The 17,293-nt window shown below is 67.8% G+C and carries 15 protein-coding genes; 9 read left to right on the top strand and 6 right to left on the bottom strand.

The genetic code is table 11. From position 1 onward, the window contains the following. Nucleotides 1-129 precede the first annotated feature (129 nt). Complete coding sequence (locus ON19_RS20385) at nucleotides 130-1,188, bottom strand: DNA polymerase III subunit beta family protein (RefSeq protein WP_043695109.1); 1,059 nt, start codon at nucleotides 1,186-1,188, stop codon at nucleotides 130-132. Nucleotides 1,189-1,243: 55 nt separating this feature from the next. After that, nucleotides 1,244-1,594 (bottom strand): winged helix-turn-helix transcriptional regulator, encoded by a 351-nt coding sequence (locus tag ON19_RS20380; protein ID WP_043695106.1) that lies wholly within the window; start codon nucleotides 1,592-1,594, stop codon nucleotides 1,244-1,246. A 74-nt stretch (nucleotides 1,595-1,668) separates the two neighbouring features. On the opposite strand from ON19_RS20380, the gene ON19_RS20375 reads away from it, so the two are divergent. From ON19_RS20375 to ON19_RS20365, 3 genes are all read left to right on the top strand, one after another. Beyond that, nucleotides 1,669-2,427, top strand: coding sequence for an SDR family oxidoreductase (locus ON19_RS20375; protein WP_372478682.1), 759 nt, complete (start codon nucleotides 1,669-1,671; stop codon nucleotides 2,425-2,427). Nucleotides 2,428-2,639: 212 nt separating this feature from the next. Next, complete coding sequence (locus ON19_RS20370) at nucleotides 2,640-3,578, top strand: phosphotransferase family protein (protein ID WP_051169101.1); 939 nt, start codon at nucleotides 2,640-2,642, stop codon at nucleotides 3,576-3,578. 245 nt (nucleotides 3,579-3,823) lie between these two features. Further along, on the top strand, nucleotides 3,824-4,291 hold the full coding sequence (locus tag ON19_RS20365; protein ID WP_051169113.1) for a DUF4254 domain-containing protein: 468 nt from the start codon (nucleotides 3,824-3,826) through the stop codon (nucleotides 4,289-4,291). Here ON19_RS20365 and ON19_RS20360 read toward each other — a convergent pair whose 3' ends face one another. The 3 genes from ON19_RS20360 to ON19_RS20350 form a co-directional block, all read right to left on the bottom strand. After that, nucleotides 4,292-4,789 (bottom strand): hypothetical protein, encoded by a 498-nt coding sequence (locus ON19_RS20360; RefSeq protein ID WP_043695103.1) that lies wholly within the window; start codon nucleotides 4,787-4,789, stop codon nucleotides 4,292-4,294. 80 nt (nucleotides 4,790-4,869) lie between these two features. Continuing rightward, entirely contained in the window at nucleotides 4,870-6,258 is a 1,389-nt protein-coding gene (locus tag ON19_RS20355) for an APC family permease (RefSeq protein ID WP_043695100.1), read from the bottom strand. A gap of 94 nt (nucleotides 6,259-6,352) precedes the next feature. After that, nucleotides 6,353-7,225: a helix-turn-helix domain-containing protein gene (locus tag ON19_RS20350; protein ID WP_043695097.1), complete on the bottom strand. Its 873-nt coding sequence runs from the start codon at nucleotides 7,223-7,225 to the stop codon at nucleotides 6,353-6,355. Between the two features lie 529 nt (nucleotides 7,226-7,754). Here ON19_RS20350 and ON19_RS20345 point away from each other — a divergent pair. The 3 genes from ON19_RS20345 (at nucleotide 7,755) to ON19_RS20335 (ending at nucleotide 11,254) form a co-directional block, all read left to right on the top strand. Then, entirely contained in the window at nucleotides 7,755-8,426 is a 672-nt protein-coding gene (locus ON19_RS20345) for a PAS and ANTAR domain-containing protein (protein WP_051169112.1), read from the top strand. A 307-nt stretch (nucleotides 8,427-8,733) separates the two neighbouring features. Next, entirely contained in the window at nucleotides 8,734-9,846 is a 1,113-nt protein-coding gene (locus tag ON19_RS20340; protein ID WP_043695094.1) for a terpene synthase family protein, read from the top strand. 118 nt (nucleotides 9,847-9,964) lie between these two features. Next, nucleotides 9,965-11,254 carry a GGDEF domain-containing protein gene (locus ON19_RS20335; protein ID WP_227954669.1) on the top strand — a complete coding sequence of 430 codons (1,290 nt, stop codon included), beginning with the start codon at nucleotides 9,965-9,967 and terminating at the stop codon, nucleotides 11,252-11,254. Nucleotides 11,255-11,267: 13 nt separating this feature from the next. On the opposite strand, the gene ON19_RS20330 is transcribed toward ON19_RS20335, so the two are convergent. Next, a complete protein-coding gene (locus ON19_RS20330; protein ID WP_043695091.1) occupies nucleotides 11,268-14,690 on the bottom strand; it encodes a serine/threonine-protein kinase in 3,423 nt (1,140 codons plus the stop codon). A 279-nt stretch (nucleotides 14,691-14,969) separates the two neighbouring features. Between ON19_RS20330 and ON19_RS20325 the strand changes: the two genes are divergently transcribed. The 3 genes from ON19_RS20325 to ON19_RS20315 all read left to right on the top strand — a co-directional run bounded on the left by ON19_RS20325 (nucleotide 14,970) and on the right by ON19_RS20315 (nucleotide 17,158). After that, complete coding sequence (locus tag ON19_RS20325) at nucleotides 14,970-15,785, top strand: amidohydrolase family protein (RefSeq protein ID WP_043695088.1); 816 nt, start codon at nucleotides 14,970-14,972, stop codon at nucleotides 15,783-15,785. Nucleotides 15,786-15,946: 161 nt separating this feature from the next. Next, a complete protein-coding gene (locus ON19_RS20320; protein WP_043695085.1) occupies nucleotides 15,947-16,327 on the top strand; it encodes a DUF1304 domain-containing protein in 381 nt (126 codons plus the stop codon). Between the two features lie 522 nt (nucleotides 16,328-16,849). Then, complete coding sequence (locus tag ON19_RS20315) at nucleotides 16,850-17,158, top strand: DUF4254 domain-containing protein (RefSeq protein ID WP_227954670.1); 309 nt, start codon at nucleotides 16,850-16,852, stop codon at nucleotides 17,156-17,158. Nucleotides 17,159-17,293: the final 135 nt, after the last annotated feature.

The following is a 17,293-nucleotide window of genomic DNA, read 5'->3' as shown; positions in this document are numbered from 1 at the left end:
TGCGGGGCATCGGAGAAGTCGGGGCGGATGGTCGCAATTTCACGTGAGCGGTCGGATCGAGCCGCCAGCGAGAATGGGCGCGCGTAGTCGTGTGGGCCTCGGCTGCGCGGAGTCGTCAGCGTTCGGCGACTATTTCGAGGTGGCGTGGTCGAGCGCTCGTCTGGGCATGACCAGGGTGGTGAGGTCGCCGTCGGTGGCGGAGCGCAGGACCACCGGCTGGTCGGCGGCGCTGATGTCGAGCATGAGCTCGGGACCGAGCGCGCTGTGAACGGCGGGCAGCAGTGTCGCGGGCTCGAACGACAGTGTGACTGCGGAGCCGGTGACCGTCGCGGGCAGACGGTGCGCTCCGCCTCGCGCGGCTATCGCGATCCCGGACGGTTTGATCGCGAATCGTAGTGGGGCGTCGGTCTTTTCGAGAATGTCCAGCATCAGCTGCCGAGCGACGATCGCCCTGGTGCGTACCGGTGCCAGCCCGGAGAGCAGGGCGCGGTGATCCGGGAAGGATTCCTCGATGACAGTCGCCCGGTGTTCGACGCCGTCGCCGGTCAGAATCAATCCGTCGTCGGCCGGTGTGGCCACGACCTCGTCCAGGCCGCGCAGCCGCTCGATGATCGACTCGAGTCCGTTCGGATCGAGCACCACGGCCCAATCGCCGCCGTGCTGCCGGTTCGCCACCACCGTGCGGGTGGACAGACGGTAGCGGTCGGTCGCGGTGAGGGTCACCGCGTTCGCGCCCGCTTCCAGCAGAACGCCCGTCAGTACCGGTATCTCGCGGGTGCGGGCCGCGGCGGCGCGGACCTGTTCGAGCGCCTCGGCCATAACCGCGGCATCGACCGCCACGTGAGTTCGAAGCGACCGTTTGATCACCGCGGCGACTTGCGCGGCCTCATGCGCACGCCGCGCCAATTCCGCCACGTGACGATCGAGCAGGCGCCGTGCCCGTTCACCGTCACCGGCGAGAATCTCCGCGATCGCGTCCAGCGGGAGATCGATCGCACGCAGTTGCCGGATGAGTGTCGCCCGCTCCCGCTGCGTCTCGGTGTAGTAGCGGTATCCGGTCAGCGGGTCGACCCGAGCCGGAACGAGCAGGCCGCAGTCGTCGTAGAACCGCAGCGCGCTCGCCGTCAGTCCACTGGCCCGCGCCAGCACACCGATCGTGATCAACCCTGTCGACTCCGAACTCGTCACCCGGCCATCATGGAGCCTCAACCAACTCGAAGGTCAATCTCTCGCGCAGGCGCCGTCAGTCGGTACCGGATTCGATGGGGGTCACGCGCCAGCGGCGCGACCAGTCCCAGACCGGCCCGAGTGCCGTGCTGAGTTCGCTGCCCGCGGTGGTCAGTTCATAGGACTTGTCGGGGTTCTTCGCGATCAAGCCCGCGGATTGCAGGTGTTGCAAGCGCACCGAGAGCATGCTCGAGGAGCAGTTGCCCATGCGTCTGCGCAATTCGAGGAAGCCGAGACGGTCGGGTTCCAGCTCCCACAGGATGCGCAGGATCCAGCGTTGGCCGAGCAGATCCATTGTGGCCAGCAGCGGCGCGTTCGACGGGTCGTCCCGGCCGCGCGGCGGCCTCGGTGAGTTTGCACTTCTCATTTAGAACCAGCATAGTGATTCTGAATCAGAAGCACTGGCGCGGGTGATCGCCGGGCGGGACCGAGAGGGTGACGGTGGACGACACGATCGGACGGCGCATCGTGCTGATCACGGGCGCCTCCCGCGGTATCGGCGCGGAGACGGCACGGGTGATCGCCGGGCGGGGTGACCACGTGGTGATCAACTACCGGGAGAAGGCCAAGCGAGCCGAGACACTGGCGGAGTCGATCCGTCAGGCGGGCGGTAGCGCGTCCACCGCGGGTGCCGACATCGCCGCCGCGGAATCGGCCGGTGCCTTGATCGCGCAGATCGTCGCGGAGTTCGGCCGTGTGGATGTGCTGGTGCTCAACGCCTCCGGCGGGCTGGAACGCAACGCCCGGCCCGATTACGCGATGGCGCTCAATCGTGACGCGCAGGAGCGGCTCGTCCGGCTCGCCCTGCCGCACATGCCGTCGGGTTCGCGGATCGTCTTCGTGACCAGCCATCAGGCGCACTTCCACGGCCGCAAGCCGGTCCCCGCCGATTACGAACCCATCGCCGCGAGCAAGCGCGCGGGCGAGGACGTCCTGCGCGCCATGATCCCGGAGCTCACCAGCCGGGGGATCGCCCTGCACGTCGTCTCCGGCGACATGATCGACGGCACGATCATCGTCCAGCTGTTGGAGCGCCGAAACCCCGACGCCGTGGCCGCGCGCCGCGATCAGGGCACCCTGCCCACCGTCACCGAATTCGCCACCGCCGTCGCTCTGGCCAGCACCGCCCCCGCGGATCCGGGCCACACCACATACATCGGCGGTCAGGACTACCTCGCCGCGCACGAGACGATTTCCTGAGCGCCGATCGGGGACGGAGTCGTGCGTGGGCCGAGACCGGACGGCAGTAGGTGCCGCTGTCCGCGCCCAGCTCGCCTGTGTGACTGCTACAGACCGCCGTTCGACGCGTCCGACACGCGCTTCGAATTTCGCACCTTCGATGGACCCGTTCGGATACTGCGGGGCAGGTAATTCGGTGGTGGATTACGGGGTGAGGCTTGGACCATGGGGCGATGGTGAATTTCCTGGGCACTGCGTCGAGGATCGGGTGGGCCGAGGTGCCGCGGCCGGTGCGGGTGGGAATAGAGCGGATGCTCGGGGACGTCGTGTGCGCGGCCGCGGATCAGGGCGGCGGATTCAGTCACGGGGTGGCGGTGCGGGTGCGGACGGTCGGTGGTGACGCTGCCTTCGTGAAGGCGATCGAGGCCGGGGACGGACTCGCGCCGGTGTATCGGCAGGAGGCGCGGATCGCGTCGCGCCTGCCCGCGACGGCGCCCGCACCGCGATGCCGGTTCTCGGGCGAGATCGCGGGGTGGTTCGTCGCCGGGTTCGACGATGTCGAGGGGACGTTTCCGCGCCTCGACGAGCCGGGGGAGTTGCGCGACACCCTCGAACTGGTGACTCGCTTGGCGACGGAGCTGACACCGAGCCCGCCGGCGGACGTGCCGACGGTGACGGAAGCCTATGGACCGGAGCTGGTCGGCTGGCGCGCCTTCGCGAGCGAGGGGCCTCCGGCGGACCTGGACGGTTGGCCCGCTCGGCATTTGACGGAATTGGCCGAGCTGGAAGCGACGTGGATGGCTGCTGCGGCCGGGAATACTTTGCTGCACACCGACCTTCGTCCGGACAACATGGTGCGGCGAGCGGACGGTGCGGTGCTGGCGGTCGACTGGGCGTGGGCATGCCGGGGCGCGGCGTGGATGGATCTCGTCGCCCTCGCCCCGTCGATCGCGGCCGCCGGTGTCGACCCGGATCCGATCATCGCCACCCATCCGGTGACCCGCGACGTCGACCCGGCGGCGGTCGACGCTTTCGTCTGTGCGCTCGCCGGCTATTGGGCAGTTGCCTGCCGGAAGCCGGGGCCGCCCCGTTCGCCCCATTTGCGTGGGCATCAAGCGGCGTTTGCTCGGATCACCATTGGATGGCTGGCGTGTCGCCTCGGCTGGCAATAGTCGCAGGAAAGTAGGCTCTATCTTCGAATAACGCAAGGTCACTGGATGTTTGCCGTGTGCGTCGAACCGGCTCGTGCACCGGAAATCCGATCGATGGGCGTGTCGCGTGAGCGGAAGTGATCGAATTCGACACGGGGGACTGCGTGCTCGGTCACGCTTGGATCATGTGGATGTTCGGGCAGTGCCGGGACACCGGCGAGGCAAGGCATCGAGGGCGTGAGCGAGACGCGTCCACCCTGGTAGGAATGGGGGCTCGGAAAGTGGCTCAGGCGTCGGAGGCCCGGGTGATTCCCGGCAAAGAACTTCTGCTGGCTGCCTTCCGGGGCTTGCCGCACATGGATCATCCGATGCTGGAGGCGGCCGGAGAATTGGCTCAGCTGCACCAGACTCGCGAGCGCACCCCGGCGAGCCGGTGCGACAAACTCGACCGGCGCCGGGCGCAGCTCGTGCGCGGCATCGACCGCTGGGTCACGCTGGCCATGCCGATACCGCCGCCCGCCGCGCCCGAACACACCGAGACCGTGGGCCGCATGGTGGACCGATTGGCCATGCTTGCCGCCCAGGCGCTCGCGGCGCTGGCGCACGCGCCGGAATCGGTCTCCTACGACGCGTGGGTCCGCATCGATGAATTGGCCGACGGCTACCAGGATCTCATCGACGACTTGCGAGCCGGCGCGAGACGACTACCCGAGGGGCGCTACGACCGCTGGTAGCTATCTGCCTCGCCCGAACAGCCGGAACGACCGCTGGCGGCGGCGCGGCAAGGTCGCGTACACCATGGTCATATCGGCGAATACCTCGGCTTCCCGCTCGCGATCGGCGCCGAATTCGGTACGGCCGAGCACATGTTCGATCGAATGCGGCGAGATCGAGGGCAGGATGACGGCCAGCGAGGGCGGCAGCGGTTCGCCGCGTTCGTGATCTTTGTGGTGACCCAGCAGCATGTGCCCGATCTCGTGCAGGATGACGTGATCGGCGTTGCGGCCGGTGGCCGCGGCGTCGTACACGATGATGTCGTCGTGCTTGCGTGCCACCCACAGGCCGCCTCCGCCGCAGCCTGTTTCGGCCAGCATCGCCTTGGGCACGGGGTGCAGGCTGATCGAGCGTCCGCGATGGGCGGCCACCGCGGCTAGATAGGCGGTCAGATTCCACGGGTTGGGGAGGGGCACGGTCCGGGTGGCATCCCCGAAACGGGCTTCCATGCTGGTCATCGGCGCCCACCTTACCTACCGGGCAGCGACTAGTCATCCGCAGAAATCCGACATACCGGCGGACACGCCCCGCCGGTCGGTCAGTCGGCGCCCGGCTTGGTGTCCAACGGCTGGGCCCGCATTGCGCGGATGGCCAGGTAGTTCACGCCCCACAGCGCGACTCCGATGGCCAGCAGCACGCCCGCGATGGCGTACTGCGCCGGATTGCGGTCGGTGAACGGCGTGACGAGAAAGCCGCAGGTGAGCGCGCCGAGGACGGGCAGCGGCGTCGGCGTCCTGAAATGCTTGTGCGCCACCGGGTCTCGGCGCAGCACCAGCACGGCGACGTTGACCACGGTGAACACCGCGAGCAGCAGCAGCGCCGTGGTGCCGCCGAGCTCGGGCACTTCACCGACGAACAGGATGAGCCCGAGCGCCAGCAGCGTGGTGAAAACGATGGCGTTGTAAGGCGTCCGGCGCCGCTCGTGCACGCGGCCGAACGGCCGGGGCAGTACTCCTTGCCGGGCCATGCCGTAGATCAGGCGGCTGGCCATCAGCATGTTGATCAGCGCCGAATTGGCGACGGCGAACATGGTGATGTACGCGAACACGTGGGTCGGGAAGCTCGGCGCGCCCGCCTCGACTACCTTCAGCAGCGGCGTATCGCCCTGGCCGAGTTGGTCGGCGGGCACGAGCGCCACCGCGCTGATGGACACCAGCACGTAGATGAGCCCGGTGATGAGCAGCCCGGCGAGCAGCACCTTCGGGAAGATCCGGCTCGGCTCCTTGCACTCCTCGGCCATGTTCACCGAGTCCTCGAAGCCCACCATCGCGTAGAACGCGAGCGTGGTGGCCACGATGACGCCGCCGACCGCGTTGCGCTCGCCGGTCTCGAATTCGACGATGCGGGAGAAGTCGCCGTCACCGACGCCCAGCGCCCAGCAACCGATGGCGATGACGATCAGCAGGCCGGTCAGCTCCACGCAGGTGAGCACCACGTTGAGCTTCACGCCCTCGCTCACGCCGCGCAGGTTGACCGCCGCCACCACCGCCATGAACACCAGGGCGATCACCGTCACCGCGGTTCCGGTGCCCAGATCCAGGTCGAAGGCCTCGGCGAAGTTGGCCGCGAACGCCCGCGAGGCCGTGGCCGCGGAGGTGATGCCGGAACTCATCACCGCGAACGCGACCATGAAGGTGAGGAAATGGATGCCGAACGCCTTGTGCGTGTAGAGGGCGGCGCCCGCGGCGTGCGGGTACTTGGTGACCAGTTCGAGGTAGCTGAAGCCGGTGACGAGCGCGACCAGGAACGCCACGAGGAACGGCACCCACACCGCCCCGCCGACCTCGTTGGCCACCTTTCCGGTGAGCGCGTAGATCCCGGTGCCGAGAATGTCGCCGACGATGAACAACAGGAGCAGTCCCGGCCCCATCACCCGTTTCAGCTCGGGCCCGGATTCGGATATCGGATTCGCAGTGACTTCGGACATGCGTCCTCCCCTCGGCAGTAAGGGCGAGGGTACCCACTCCGCGGCGGAATAGTCGTTCACCGGGCCGATTTCCGCTGGGGTTTTGCGCCCGCCGCTACTCCTCCATCCCGTCCATCCGGCGCGCGGCCTCCACGATCATGGCCGCGGAATCACGCGGGCTCAGCGCCATGGCGCGCAGCTGGTCGAAGATCACGCCGAAACGCCGGATCTCGGTGTGGCCCTCGATCAGCTCGTCACCCGCCATGCCCTCCACGTAGACCAGCTCGGGGTCGGCGGGATCGGGAAAGTCCAGCAAGGTGAAGGAGCCCGCCATGCCGGGGTGCGCGCCCGCGTCGAACGGCAGGATCTGCAAGATCACGTTCTTACGCTTGATTTCCTGCAGCAGCCGGTCGAGCTGGCCTCGCATCACCGCGGGGCCGCCGACGATGCGACGGATCGCGGCCTCGTCCATGACCACCCACAGCTCGAGCGGGTCCTCTTTGGTGAGGTTGACCGCGCGATCCATCCTGGCCTTGGCCCTGCTCTCCATGACCGACGCCTCCAGCTTCGGCATCGAGGTGTCGATCACGGCGGTCGCGTACTCGTAGGTCTGCAAAAGACCTGGGATGAAGGAGGTTTGGTAGTGCCGGGCCGACAGCGCCTCGGACTCGAAGTTGATGTAGGCGGCGTACACCTCCGACACGCTGCCCTCGTAGGCGCGCGACATGCCGGGCTTCAGCGCGTCCGACAGCAGTTCCAGGGCGTCTTCGCGCTGTTCGTCGCCGATGCGGTACAGGTCGAGCATCGCCATGAGGGTGCGCCGCTGCGGACGGGCCTGGGCGGTTTCGATCCGGTACAGCGTGGTGACGTTGATCCCGGTCTTCGCGCTGACCTCTTCTTTGCTGAGCTGGGCGTTCTCGCGCATCTCGTGCAGCATCGCCGCCAGCCGCCGCAACCGGACGGTCAGGACGGTGCGCTTGCCTGCCATCAGTACAACCCCTTCGGTCTGCGCACTAGCTGGAACGCGTTATGACGTTCGCCCTCGAATGCGGCCTATGTGCAGCGGATCTGTGCCGAGTGTGGGCACAGCAACAGAGACTACCTCCCGTGATCCACGTTATGGTCGGTGTTTTCGTGGGCGTTTACGCCCGGCGCACAATCTTGCGGGGTAAACCGGACCGGCGACTCGGTTGTATCGGCCTGCGAATACCCGCGGACCTGCTCGGGGACCTATCGCGGACGGCGGAAATGCCGCGGGCGAAGCGCCACCGCTGGATGCCGCTGCGGGGTCGTGCCCCACTCGGGCGGAAGCGCAGGTCTTCGGCAGGGCGCCGGGCTCAGCGGCCGCAGCCCATAGCGGACTGATTGCTCAGAATGGTCAGATGTTGCCACATCGTGATTTTCCCTAGGTAAGCAGCGATTTAATGAGGATGCGGAGAGTTTGCCACAATTCGATTTCATTCCGTGTTCCGCGCCGTAGCCCTCGAATGCCGATGGATAATGACCGCGTGACGAGGATGGATCACCTCGCGCTGAGAAGCGCCTCCGCGATCGAGAGCGTCCTCGCGGGCACGCCGCAGAGCGTGGGTGGCTTCCGCTTCTGGTTCGAGGATCAGCGATGGGAATGGTCGGACGAAGTGGCCGCGATCTACGGCTACCCGGCGGGGAGTGCGCGCCCCAGTACGGAGTTGCTGCTGGCGCACAAGCACCCCGACGACCGCGAACTGGTCGACCGGTCCATCGTCACCGCCGTGCGAACCGGTGAGCCGTACTGCGGCCGCCACCGCGTCATCGACACCGGCGGGCGAACCCATCACGTCATCGTCGTGGCCGATCGCATGCTCGACGACCGTGAGTCGGTGGTCGGCGCCTGCGGCTATGTCATCGACGTGTCCGAGACTCTCGCGGAGAACCGGCAGGAGATCCTCGACGGCACGCTGCCCGAACTCGTCGAATCGCGGGCGGTGATCGAGCAGGCCAAAGGCGTGCTCATGCTCGTCTACGGGATCAACGCCGAACAGGCGTTCCGGGTATTGCAGTGGCGCTCCCAGGAAACCAACATCAAGCTGCGGACGCTGGCCCGACAGCTGGTCGGCGAGATTCCCGCGATGGGCGGCGGTCCGGCCGCGCAACGGGCCCAATTCGACCATCTGCTGTTGACCATGCACGATGTCCTGGCGTCGAAGTGAGCGCGCCCTCAGGCACAGCCCGCATCCTGTGACGATCCCCCGATAGTTCAACTGCCGGACGTTCGGCGACAGCGCCTGCGTCGCGTGTCCCAGACGGGTCGCTTACCTCGATGTGCCACCGCGATTGCGCGCTATGGCGCCCCGCTTCGGGGCGAGCTGGCCGTTTGCCGTGCTCCAGCGTCAGATCCCCCGCGCGCCAAAGCTATCGGGCGTTCGCGAGTTGCGTGATCTTCGCCCTTCGACCGATCCCACACCCGATAAGTCGGAGACAATTCATTAGAAGTCACCATAGTGGGAGGGAGTCGTTGTGGTCAGCGAGTACACATCGGCACTCGAGCAAGAAATCGTCACCATGCGGGGGCGACACGAGATGTTGCTGAAGGCCGGGCGGCAGTGGTCGTTGCGCGCGATGTTCGGCACGCCCGACTGGGACATCGTCGATTACTGCCGCGACTTCCGGCCCAACCGGTTCGGGGAGCAAGCCTGTGCGGAGGTCGAGCGCTTCTGCCGCGAGCACGGCATCTGGCTCGAGCGCGCGGGCCCGCACTACAACAGCATGACTCCCTATCTGCATCCCGGCGCCGTGAGCGCGGAGCGGATGACGATCATCGGGCTCTACAACGCGATCCTGTTCTGGCTCAACGACACTGTCGGCCGGGAGAAGTTCGGCCACCTCGGCGACCATGAGCAGCATCAGGCGCGCGTCGCGACCGACCGGCTGTGCGTGCTCCTGCGTACCCGCTGGGCGCCGGCGGACCCGACCCCGCTGGAGACCGCGACGTCGGCGTTTCTCACGATGCTGTCCGCCCTCGCGGACCCGGCGTGGCTCGACCGGTTCCTCGAGTCCACCATCGAGCACCTGCGGCCCGCGATCCAGGACCAGAACGCCAGGGCGCGCGGCGGCTTGCTCAGCGTCGCGGAGTACATCGACCTGCGAGCCCAGGTGTCGGGCATGTATCCGGCGATCGCGCTGTGCGAATTCGGCCGGGACGATTACCTGCCCTGGGACCGGATCGGGCACACGGAGCTGGCCTGCGATCTGCGGCGGCTGCGGGTGCTGACCGTGGAGATCGGGGCGCTGATGAACGACGTGTTCTCCTTCGAGAAGGAATGCATCGTCGATCTCGCGGATTTCAATTTGATTCCGGCGGTCCTGCTGAACCACCCCGGATGGTCGCTGGAGGACGCCGTGCGGGGCTCCACCGAGATCGTGCGCGCGCGGCTCGCCGAATTCCGGGAGCTGGGCGCGCTGGCGACCGAACGCTGCGAGCGCCTGGGCGCGGAAGACGCCGATCTGGCGGCGACCGTCTCGACGCACATTGCCGATCTGATCGGATGTGTGCAGGCGACTTGGGTGTGGCAGGTGGAGACGCTGCGGTACAAAGGTGCGTCGATATTCCGGGAGAACGGGCTGAAGTAGGCACGTCACCCTGGCCACCTCTGGGAATGCTTCCAGGCGGCAGTACTCGACGGTCTCGAACTTCTGTGGATACGATGCGTCGGGGGCTATCTCCGGCCTGAATGGTGAGGGGGTTGCGGTGGAACAGATCGAACTCGCCTCGATGGCGAACTTGTGGTGGCGCGCGTTGCAGGCCGTCGCCGAGGGGTCGGTGTCCGTACCGGACCCCGAGCTGGTGCTGCGCGGCCTGGTCGAGGAGTTGGTTTCCGCCCTGGAAGCCGAACCGTTCGACGCGGGCGTCGGTCTGCGCGTCGGCGCGGCCCTGGCCGCCGCCGGGTTGGTCGGTCCCGGCGTGCCGAGCGCGTCCGCGCAGGTCCTGTACGGATTGGCCGAGCAGGGAGCGGTCGCGGATCGCGGTCGGCGACTCGCGGCACTGCTCGCGGCGGTCGGTCAGGGCCACGAAGCGCAATCCCGTTCGCACGAAGAGGCCGCGAGCGACGCGGCCCGGGCCGCCGACGACCGGTTCCGGGTGGTCTTCGACAACGCGGCGATCGCGATCGCCATCGGCGACACCGACGGGACGCTGCTGGACGTCAACCGGGGCTTGGCCGAGATGATCGGCGTCCCGGTCGACACCTTGCGCGGGGTGTCCGTCTACGACTTCGCGCACCCCAACGACCGTGAGGGCATCCGCACGCTGGTGTACGACAAGCTGGTCCCGTCCGGGGAAGGCACGGTCAAGCTGGAGCAGCGGATCCGCCGCGCCGACGACAGCTACGGGTGGGCCTCGTTCGCCATCACCTTCGTCAAGGGCGTCGACGGGCAGAGCGACTATCTGCTGGCAGTCGGCGAAGACGTCACCGAGCAGCACCGGATGCGGGAGGAGCTGCACCGGCAGGCCCGGCACGACCCCCTCACCGGACTGCCGAACCGGCGGCATCTCATCGAACGGATCGACGCGATGATCGCGGACGCCCGCAACGGAGACCGCGCGGGATTGTGTTTCGTCGACATCGACCGCTTCAAACACGTCAACGACCGCTACGGCCATGGGACCGGCGATCAGATCCTCACCGCGGTCGCCGGGCGTCTGCAGGACAGTGTGCGCGGATCGGGCTGCCTGGTCGCCCGCATCGGCGGCGACGAGTTCGTCGCGCTGATCCCGCCGCCTGCCAGCGACCACCGGGTGGCCACCGTGGCGAACAGCCTGCTCGAGGCGCTGGTCGACCCGATCACGGCCGGCGACCGGCGACTACGGATGTCGATCAGCATCGGCGCGGTCGTCACCGCGGTCGCGGGCGCGGACGCCGAATCGCTGCTCGATGCCGCCGACACCGGCCTCTACCGGGCGAAGGCCGACGGCAAGGGCCGGTGGGTGCTGCACATCCTCGACACCGACACCTCCCGCGGTCCGCAACCGGTGGTGTAGGCGGGGGACCGCGTCAGCGGGCCAGCAACCGGTGCAGGAAGGCGGGCGGGACCATCGGCCATTCTTCGTGCCAGCGGCCTTCGTGCAGGTCGTAATTCACGCTGTGCAGCAGCGACATGATCCACGGGCCCTCGTCCAGCAGCGGCCGAATGAGACCGGCGTCGGCGTACCTGGCCACGATCGGGACCAACTCGTCCTTGGCCGCCTCGGTCTTTCCGGCCGCCGCAAGGCAGGTGGCGAGCAGCAGTGACGCTTGCGCCGCGGCCCGGGGGCGCCGGTCGGCATCGATGGAATTCCGTAACTGCTGGGCGCGTGCCACCGCGGCGGTGACACGCTTGGCGGCTCCGGACCGCAGCAGCATCCGGATCGCGGAATCCTCCCGCAGTTCCGCGGCCATCACGGCGATACCGCCTTCCCCGGCCGGCGGTTCGGTGACGTAGGTGGCGGTCAGGCCGAGCCGGACCTGCTCGTTGGCGATCCGGGTGGCCAGCCGTGGCAACTTCAAGGCGCGGGCCACCTCGGCGCCTTCGTCCAGCCGTCGTGCGGCGGACGCCAGATCGCCGCGCAGGGCTTTGATCCGGGCGCCGGTGGCGTAGTTGGCCATCAGGAAGTCGACGGGGCCGCCCTCGATGCCGAGCCGTCCGGCTTCGTCCAGCAGGCGCTCGGCCGCCGCCACCTGGTCCCGTTTGTAGAGCAGCTCGCCGAGCAAGGCGCCGGCCAGGCGAGCGGCGTAGGACTGCGGGCCCGACGAGGTGGTGGCCAGCTCGAACGCGGTGCGGAAGCTGCGTTCGGCCGCCGCGATATCGAGCTCTTCCCGTGCCGCGATGCCGACCAGGCTGTGGCTGTACATCAAGATGAACGTGCTGCGGGTCTGCTGGTAGAAGGGGGTGGCCCAGTCGTGCCATTCCCGCGCCCGCTCGTAGTCGAACCGGCTGATCGCGGAGAAGGCGGCGAGGTTCGCGGCCGCGCACAGCGCCCACGGGCCCAGCGTGTCGGCCCGGCCCAGGCATTTGCCGACCACCGCGTCCACGCCCTCCGGATGGTCGGCGAACGCGCGTTCCACGCACCCGATGAGGTCGGCTTCGAGCGCGAGATCGGGGTCGGCGTCCGGGGCCTTGTCCAGCGACGCCCGCACCAGCCGTAGCGCGGCGTGCAGTTCGGTGGGCTGACGCAGCAGCGCGTTCGTCCAGGCGACGCCGACCTGCAGCCGCGGGCGGGCGGCGGCGGCCGCGGGCGGAAGCTTGGCGACCAGTCCCAGGAACGTCGCCAGCTGGGCTTCCTGCACCAGATCGCGGGACCTTCCCTCCACGATGTCGACGGCCTTCTCCCCGTCGTCGGCGGCCAGCGCATGATCGATCGCCTCGCTGAGCATCTTGTGGTCGGCGAACCAGGCGGCTGCCGCGCGATGCAACGCGGGCACCTGCTCGGGCTGGTCGCGTTCGAGTCGCCTGCGCAGGAACTCGGCGAACAGATGGTGGTAGCGGAACCAGTCGCCGTCCTCGTCGACGCGGCGCAGGAACAGATTGCGGCGTTCCAGATTCTCCAGGACGGACTGCCCGTGCGGCCGTCCGGTCAACGCGGTGACCAAGCTGCCGGAGACCCGTTCGGGGAGCGAGGTTTTGAGCATGGTGTCGAGCAGTTCGGGCTCGACGGTGTCGAGCACGTTCTCGGCCAGGTACTCGGCGATGGCGTGATGGTGCCCGGACAGGTGGGCGATCAGCGAAGCCGGGTCGGGGTGCTCACGCAGCGACAGCGACGCGAGTTGCAATGCCGCCGCCCAGCCCTCGGTGTAGTCGCGCAGCTCGGCGCTCTCGGCGTCGGCCAGGGTGAGGCCGGTCTGCTCGACCAGGAACGCCCGTGCCTCCTCGGCGTCGAAACGCAGTGCGGCGGCATCGATTTCGACGAGTTCGTGGCGCACGCGCATGGTGCCGAGCGGCAAGCCCTCCAGCGATCGGCTGGTCAGGATGATCTGCAGATGGTGCGGGCCCTGCTCGATCAGGTAGTGCAGGGCGTCGACGGCGGCGCGGTCGGTGATCCGATCCCAGTCATCGATCACCAAGGCGAACCGTTCGTCGCGTTCGTGGATGGTGTTGATCAGCGTGGTGAGCACGTAGCGTGCGGCGGCGTCGTCACCCTCTTCGAGGATCGACGCCAGGTCGGGCGCCAGCGTGGGGACCACCCGGTGGAACGCCTCGATCAGGTGCGTCAGCAGCCAGACCATGTTGTTGTCGTCGCGGTCGGCGTTCAACCAGGCCACCGCCACCTTGTCGGTCTCGGCGAGGCGCTTGGCCCACTGGGCCGCCAGCGTGCTCTTGCCGAACCCGGCCGGTGCGTGGATGACCACGAGCCGCGGCCGTGGCTCGGTTTGCAGCGTGTCGATCAGGCGGTCGCGCTGGACCAGCGGACGAGTCGACATCGAGGGGCGGAACTTGGTCTCGGGCGTCGGCGGTGTCTTGGGATGGGGAGTGGGAAAACGCGCGGTGGCGGTCAAGGGCCGCGTGCTGAGATCTTCCGGCACGGGTTGATCGGTGGTGGGCAGCGTCATGTGCTCGATCGGCATGTCGTTGCCGCGCTGAATGGCGCGCAGCATCTCACCGAACGCGGCGGCCGAGGGCGGGCGGTCGGCGGGATCGTGCGCCATGCTGGCCTCGATGGCGGCGGCCACGTCGTCGGGGATGCCGTCGAGCCGCAGATCGGGGAGCGGGTCGGCCGCGATGCGCAGGAATTGCGCCACGACCTGCTCGCCGGAGCGACGCTCGTACGCCGCGTGCCCGGTGATCATGGCGAACAGCGTGGCGCCGAGACCGTAGACGTCCGAGGCCACCGACGGAGTGCCCGAGCGCAGCACCTCCGGCGCGGTGAACGCGGGGGAGCCGGTCACCACTCCCGTGGTGGTCTCGAAACCGCCTTCGACCCGGGCGATCCCGAAGTCGGTCAGTTGCGGTTCGCCGTAGTCGGTGAGCAGGACATTGCCCGGTTTGATGTCGCGATGCAGAATCCCGGAGCGGTGCGCGGTCTCCAGAGCGCCGGCCAGCTTGACGGTGATCCCGATCGCCTCGGGCAGCGGCACGAGACCTTCGCGGCGGATCCGGTTCTCCAGTGAACCGTGCGAGTGAAACGGCATCACCAGGTAGGGGCGCCCGCTGCGGGTGGTTCCCACCTGCAGGATCGGCACGATGTTCGGGTGCCCGGACAGGGCGCCCATCGCCTGCTGCTCGCGCAGGAACCGTTCGACGTTCTCCGGCTCGAGATCGGGCCGGGCGGTGAGGACCTTGACCGCGACGCTGCGATTGAGCGCCCGCTGCCGACAGCGATAGACCACGCCGAACCCGCCCTTGCCGATCACTTCGGGGTCGTCGAGACCCGCGCCCTCCAGTTCCTGCTCGATACCTGGAGGCCGATCGTGCTGTGTGGCGAACGGGTCCGAACCGGCCATGGTCCTGCTCTGTGTCGGTTGTCGGTAGTGCTGCGGTCGATACCCAGTTTATGCCCGGCGAACCGCCCGCTAGGTTATTACGGTTGATATAGATGGGGTGGTGAGGCGCGTGATAACTCGCCATTCGGGGTTCGGGACTCCGGGTGTCGACTCGGGTCGGCAACATTCCTCGTGCACGATGAGAGTTGCTGTCGCTCAGCAGGAATCGCTGCGGCGACCGTTCCCCGCACCGGTAGCCGCGGGGCGTTGAGGGGCTATAACGTATGTCATAATCCCCGCATGACCATCGATGTCTGGGCGCAACACCCGACCCGGCGGTTCCTCGCCCACGACATGTTCGCCTCGCTGCGGCGGTGGACCGGGGCCGCGATTCCGGCCGACGAGATCCCGCTGTCGGTCACCCTCGACGCGATGGACGCCGCGGGCGTGGACCGTGCGCTCATCTCGGCGTGGCACGCGCCGGACGGCGTCCTCATCTCCAACGACGAGGTGGCGGCGTGGGCGGCCGAGGCGCCGGAGCGCCTGCTTCCCATCGCGTCGGTGGACCTGCGCAAGCCGATGCCCGCCGTGCGGGAACTGCGCCGCCGGGTGGAGCAGGGATTCAAGGGCCTGCGGGTGCTCCCGTGGCTGTGGGAGCTCCCGCCGACCGACCGGCGCTTCTATCCACTGTTCGCGGCGTGTGTCGAGACCGGGATTCCGTTCTGCACGCAGGTGGGGCACACCGGTCCGCTGCGGCCGTCGGAGACCGGTCGCCCCATCCCGTACATCGACCAGGTCGCGCTGGACTTCCCCGAGTTGACGATCGTCTGCGGGCACATCGGCTATCCGTGGACCGAGGAGATGATCGCTGTCGCCAGAAAGCACGAGAACGTCGTCATCGATACCTCGGCGTACACGACGAAACGCCTTCCGGCGGAGCTGGTCTCCTACCTGAAGTCGGGTAGCGGCCGGCACAAGGTGCTGTTCGGCACCAACTATCCGATGATCTTCCCCGGTCACGCACTGGAGGGCCTCGACGCCCTCGGTCTGGACGAGCAGACCCGCGAGCTGTATCTGGACGGCAACGCCCGCCGGGTTTTCGGGCTGACCGGCTGACCGCTCAGGGCGAGTGCGCCCGCGCGGCGGCGTGTCGCCGGTGTGTTGCGCGTCCTCCCGCGGCTCGGGTCATAGGATGCCTCGGCGCACCGCAGTCGCTCAGGTCTGCACGGGATCCGTGGCCGGCGTCTTCCGGTCGATGCGCTTCGTGAGGAGGTCGAATGCTCTGGGTGGTACAGGTGCTCGCCGTCGCGGCCGCTCTGCTCCATGTCGGCATCTTCGTCATGGAGTCCGTGCGGTTCGCCGACCCCGCGGTGCACAAGGGGGTCTTCCGAGTTTCCGAAGCCGAACTGGCCGCGGCTCGGCCGTGGGCGTTCAATCAAGGCTTCTACAACCTGTTTCTCGCGGTGGCGACACTGGTCGGCGTGGCGATCCTGCGGTCGGTGCCGGAAGCGGGATGGGCGCTGGTGCTGTCGGGGTGCGGGTCGATGCTGGCCGCGGCTGTGGTTCTGGTGGCGCACGACCGCCGGTTCGTCAGGGGTGCGGTGGTGCAGGGCACGTTGCCCGCGCTCACGCTGCTCGCGGCCGCGACCCAGCTCTGACCGACGCCGGGTGGTTGTCTATGACCGGCAACCGAAGGTCGGTAACAGTGGGCGAATTCGTACGGGAGTGCGGATGTGCGCTCGCGAAGATGTCCGGAAGTATGCACGCGCGGAGGTGATCGGCCTCGTTCCGGGGCGCCGACCGGAGCGGACACCGCTTGCCATCAGCGCCGAAAAAGGTTGCGGCCGGTCTGCTCTGGGTCTCCAGGTGCTGTCAGGAGTCCTTAACCGCAGAAATGCAGACGCAATCTTGCGTTCTTGCATCTGTACGTGCATGATCCAGCTAGCCTAGTTGTGACAACCGATCCGATGACCGGGATAACGGAATCGAGAGCCAATTATGTTGGTACAAAGCGCGTTGGTGTCGGGTGAACTCGGAGTACGGCGATGAGCGCGCCGACGGTCGGTGCCTTACCGACCGCGCCGCAATTGTTGTGTGCTTTCCAAGGGCGGCGTTTCCAAGATCGGGAACTGCTACGGTCCGCGCACGCACTAGCCGAACTGCACCAGCGTCGTGCGCAGGTGCTGGACACCGCGCTGATCGCCGAAATCGACTGTCGCAGACGTGAACTCGTCGACGACATCAACGACTGGGTCACGCAGGAGATTCCCCAGCATCGCAATGGGGCCTCGCTGCACACCGAAACCCTCGGCGCCGTAGTGGATCGAATGGCGCGCAGCTGGGTGGATGCGAATCAGGTCATTCACACCGAGGGCGGGCGCAGCGACAATACCCATAAACATTGGTATCAGCTGGCCGAACTGGTCGACGGGTACACTGATCTGGTAACCGACGTGGCCGGTGGCCGCCGCCGTTTGCCCGAACAATGAACTCGTCGCGACGGTGGTCTCGTCCGCGGTAGTGACACTGCCCCGCAGCGTCACACGTCCGAATGGCGACGTCCCGGCGCCGAGTCATCCGACCAGTGGCTTCAGCCGGGCGATCTCGTCGCCGGCACAGTGACG

The sequence above is a fragment of the Nocardia abscessus NBRC 100374 genome, assembly GCF_000308455.1.
GTDB classification, from domain to species: Bacteria; Actinomycetota; Actinomycetes; order Mycobacteriales; family Mycobacteriaceae; genus Nocardia; species Nocardia abscessus.
This window is presented reverse-complemented; position numbering and strand designations above follow the sequence as displayed.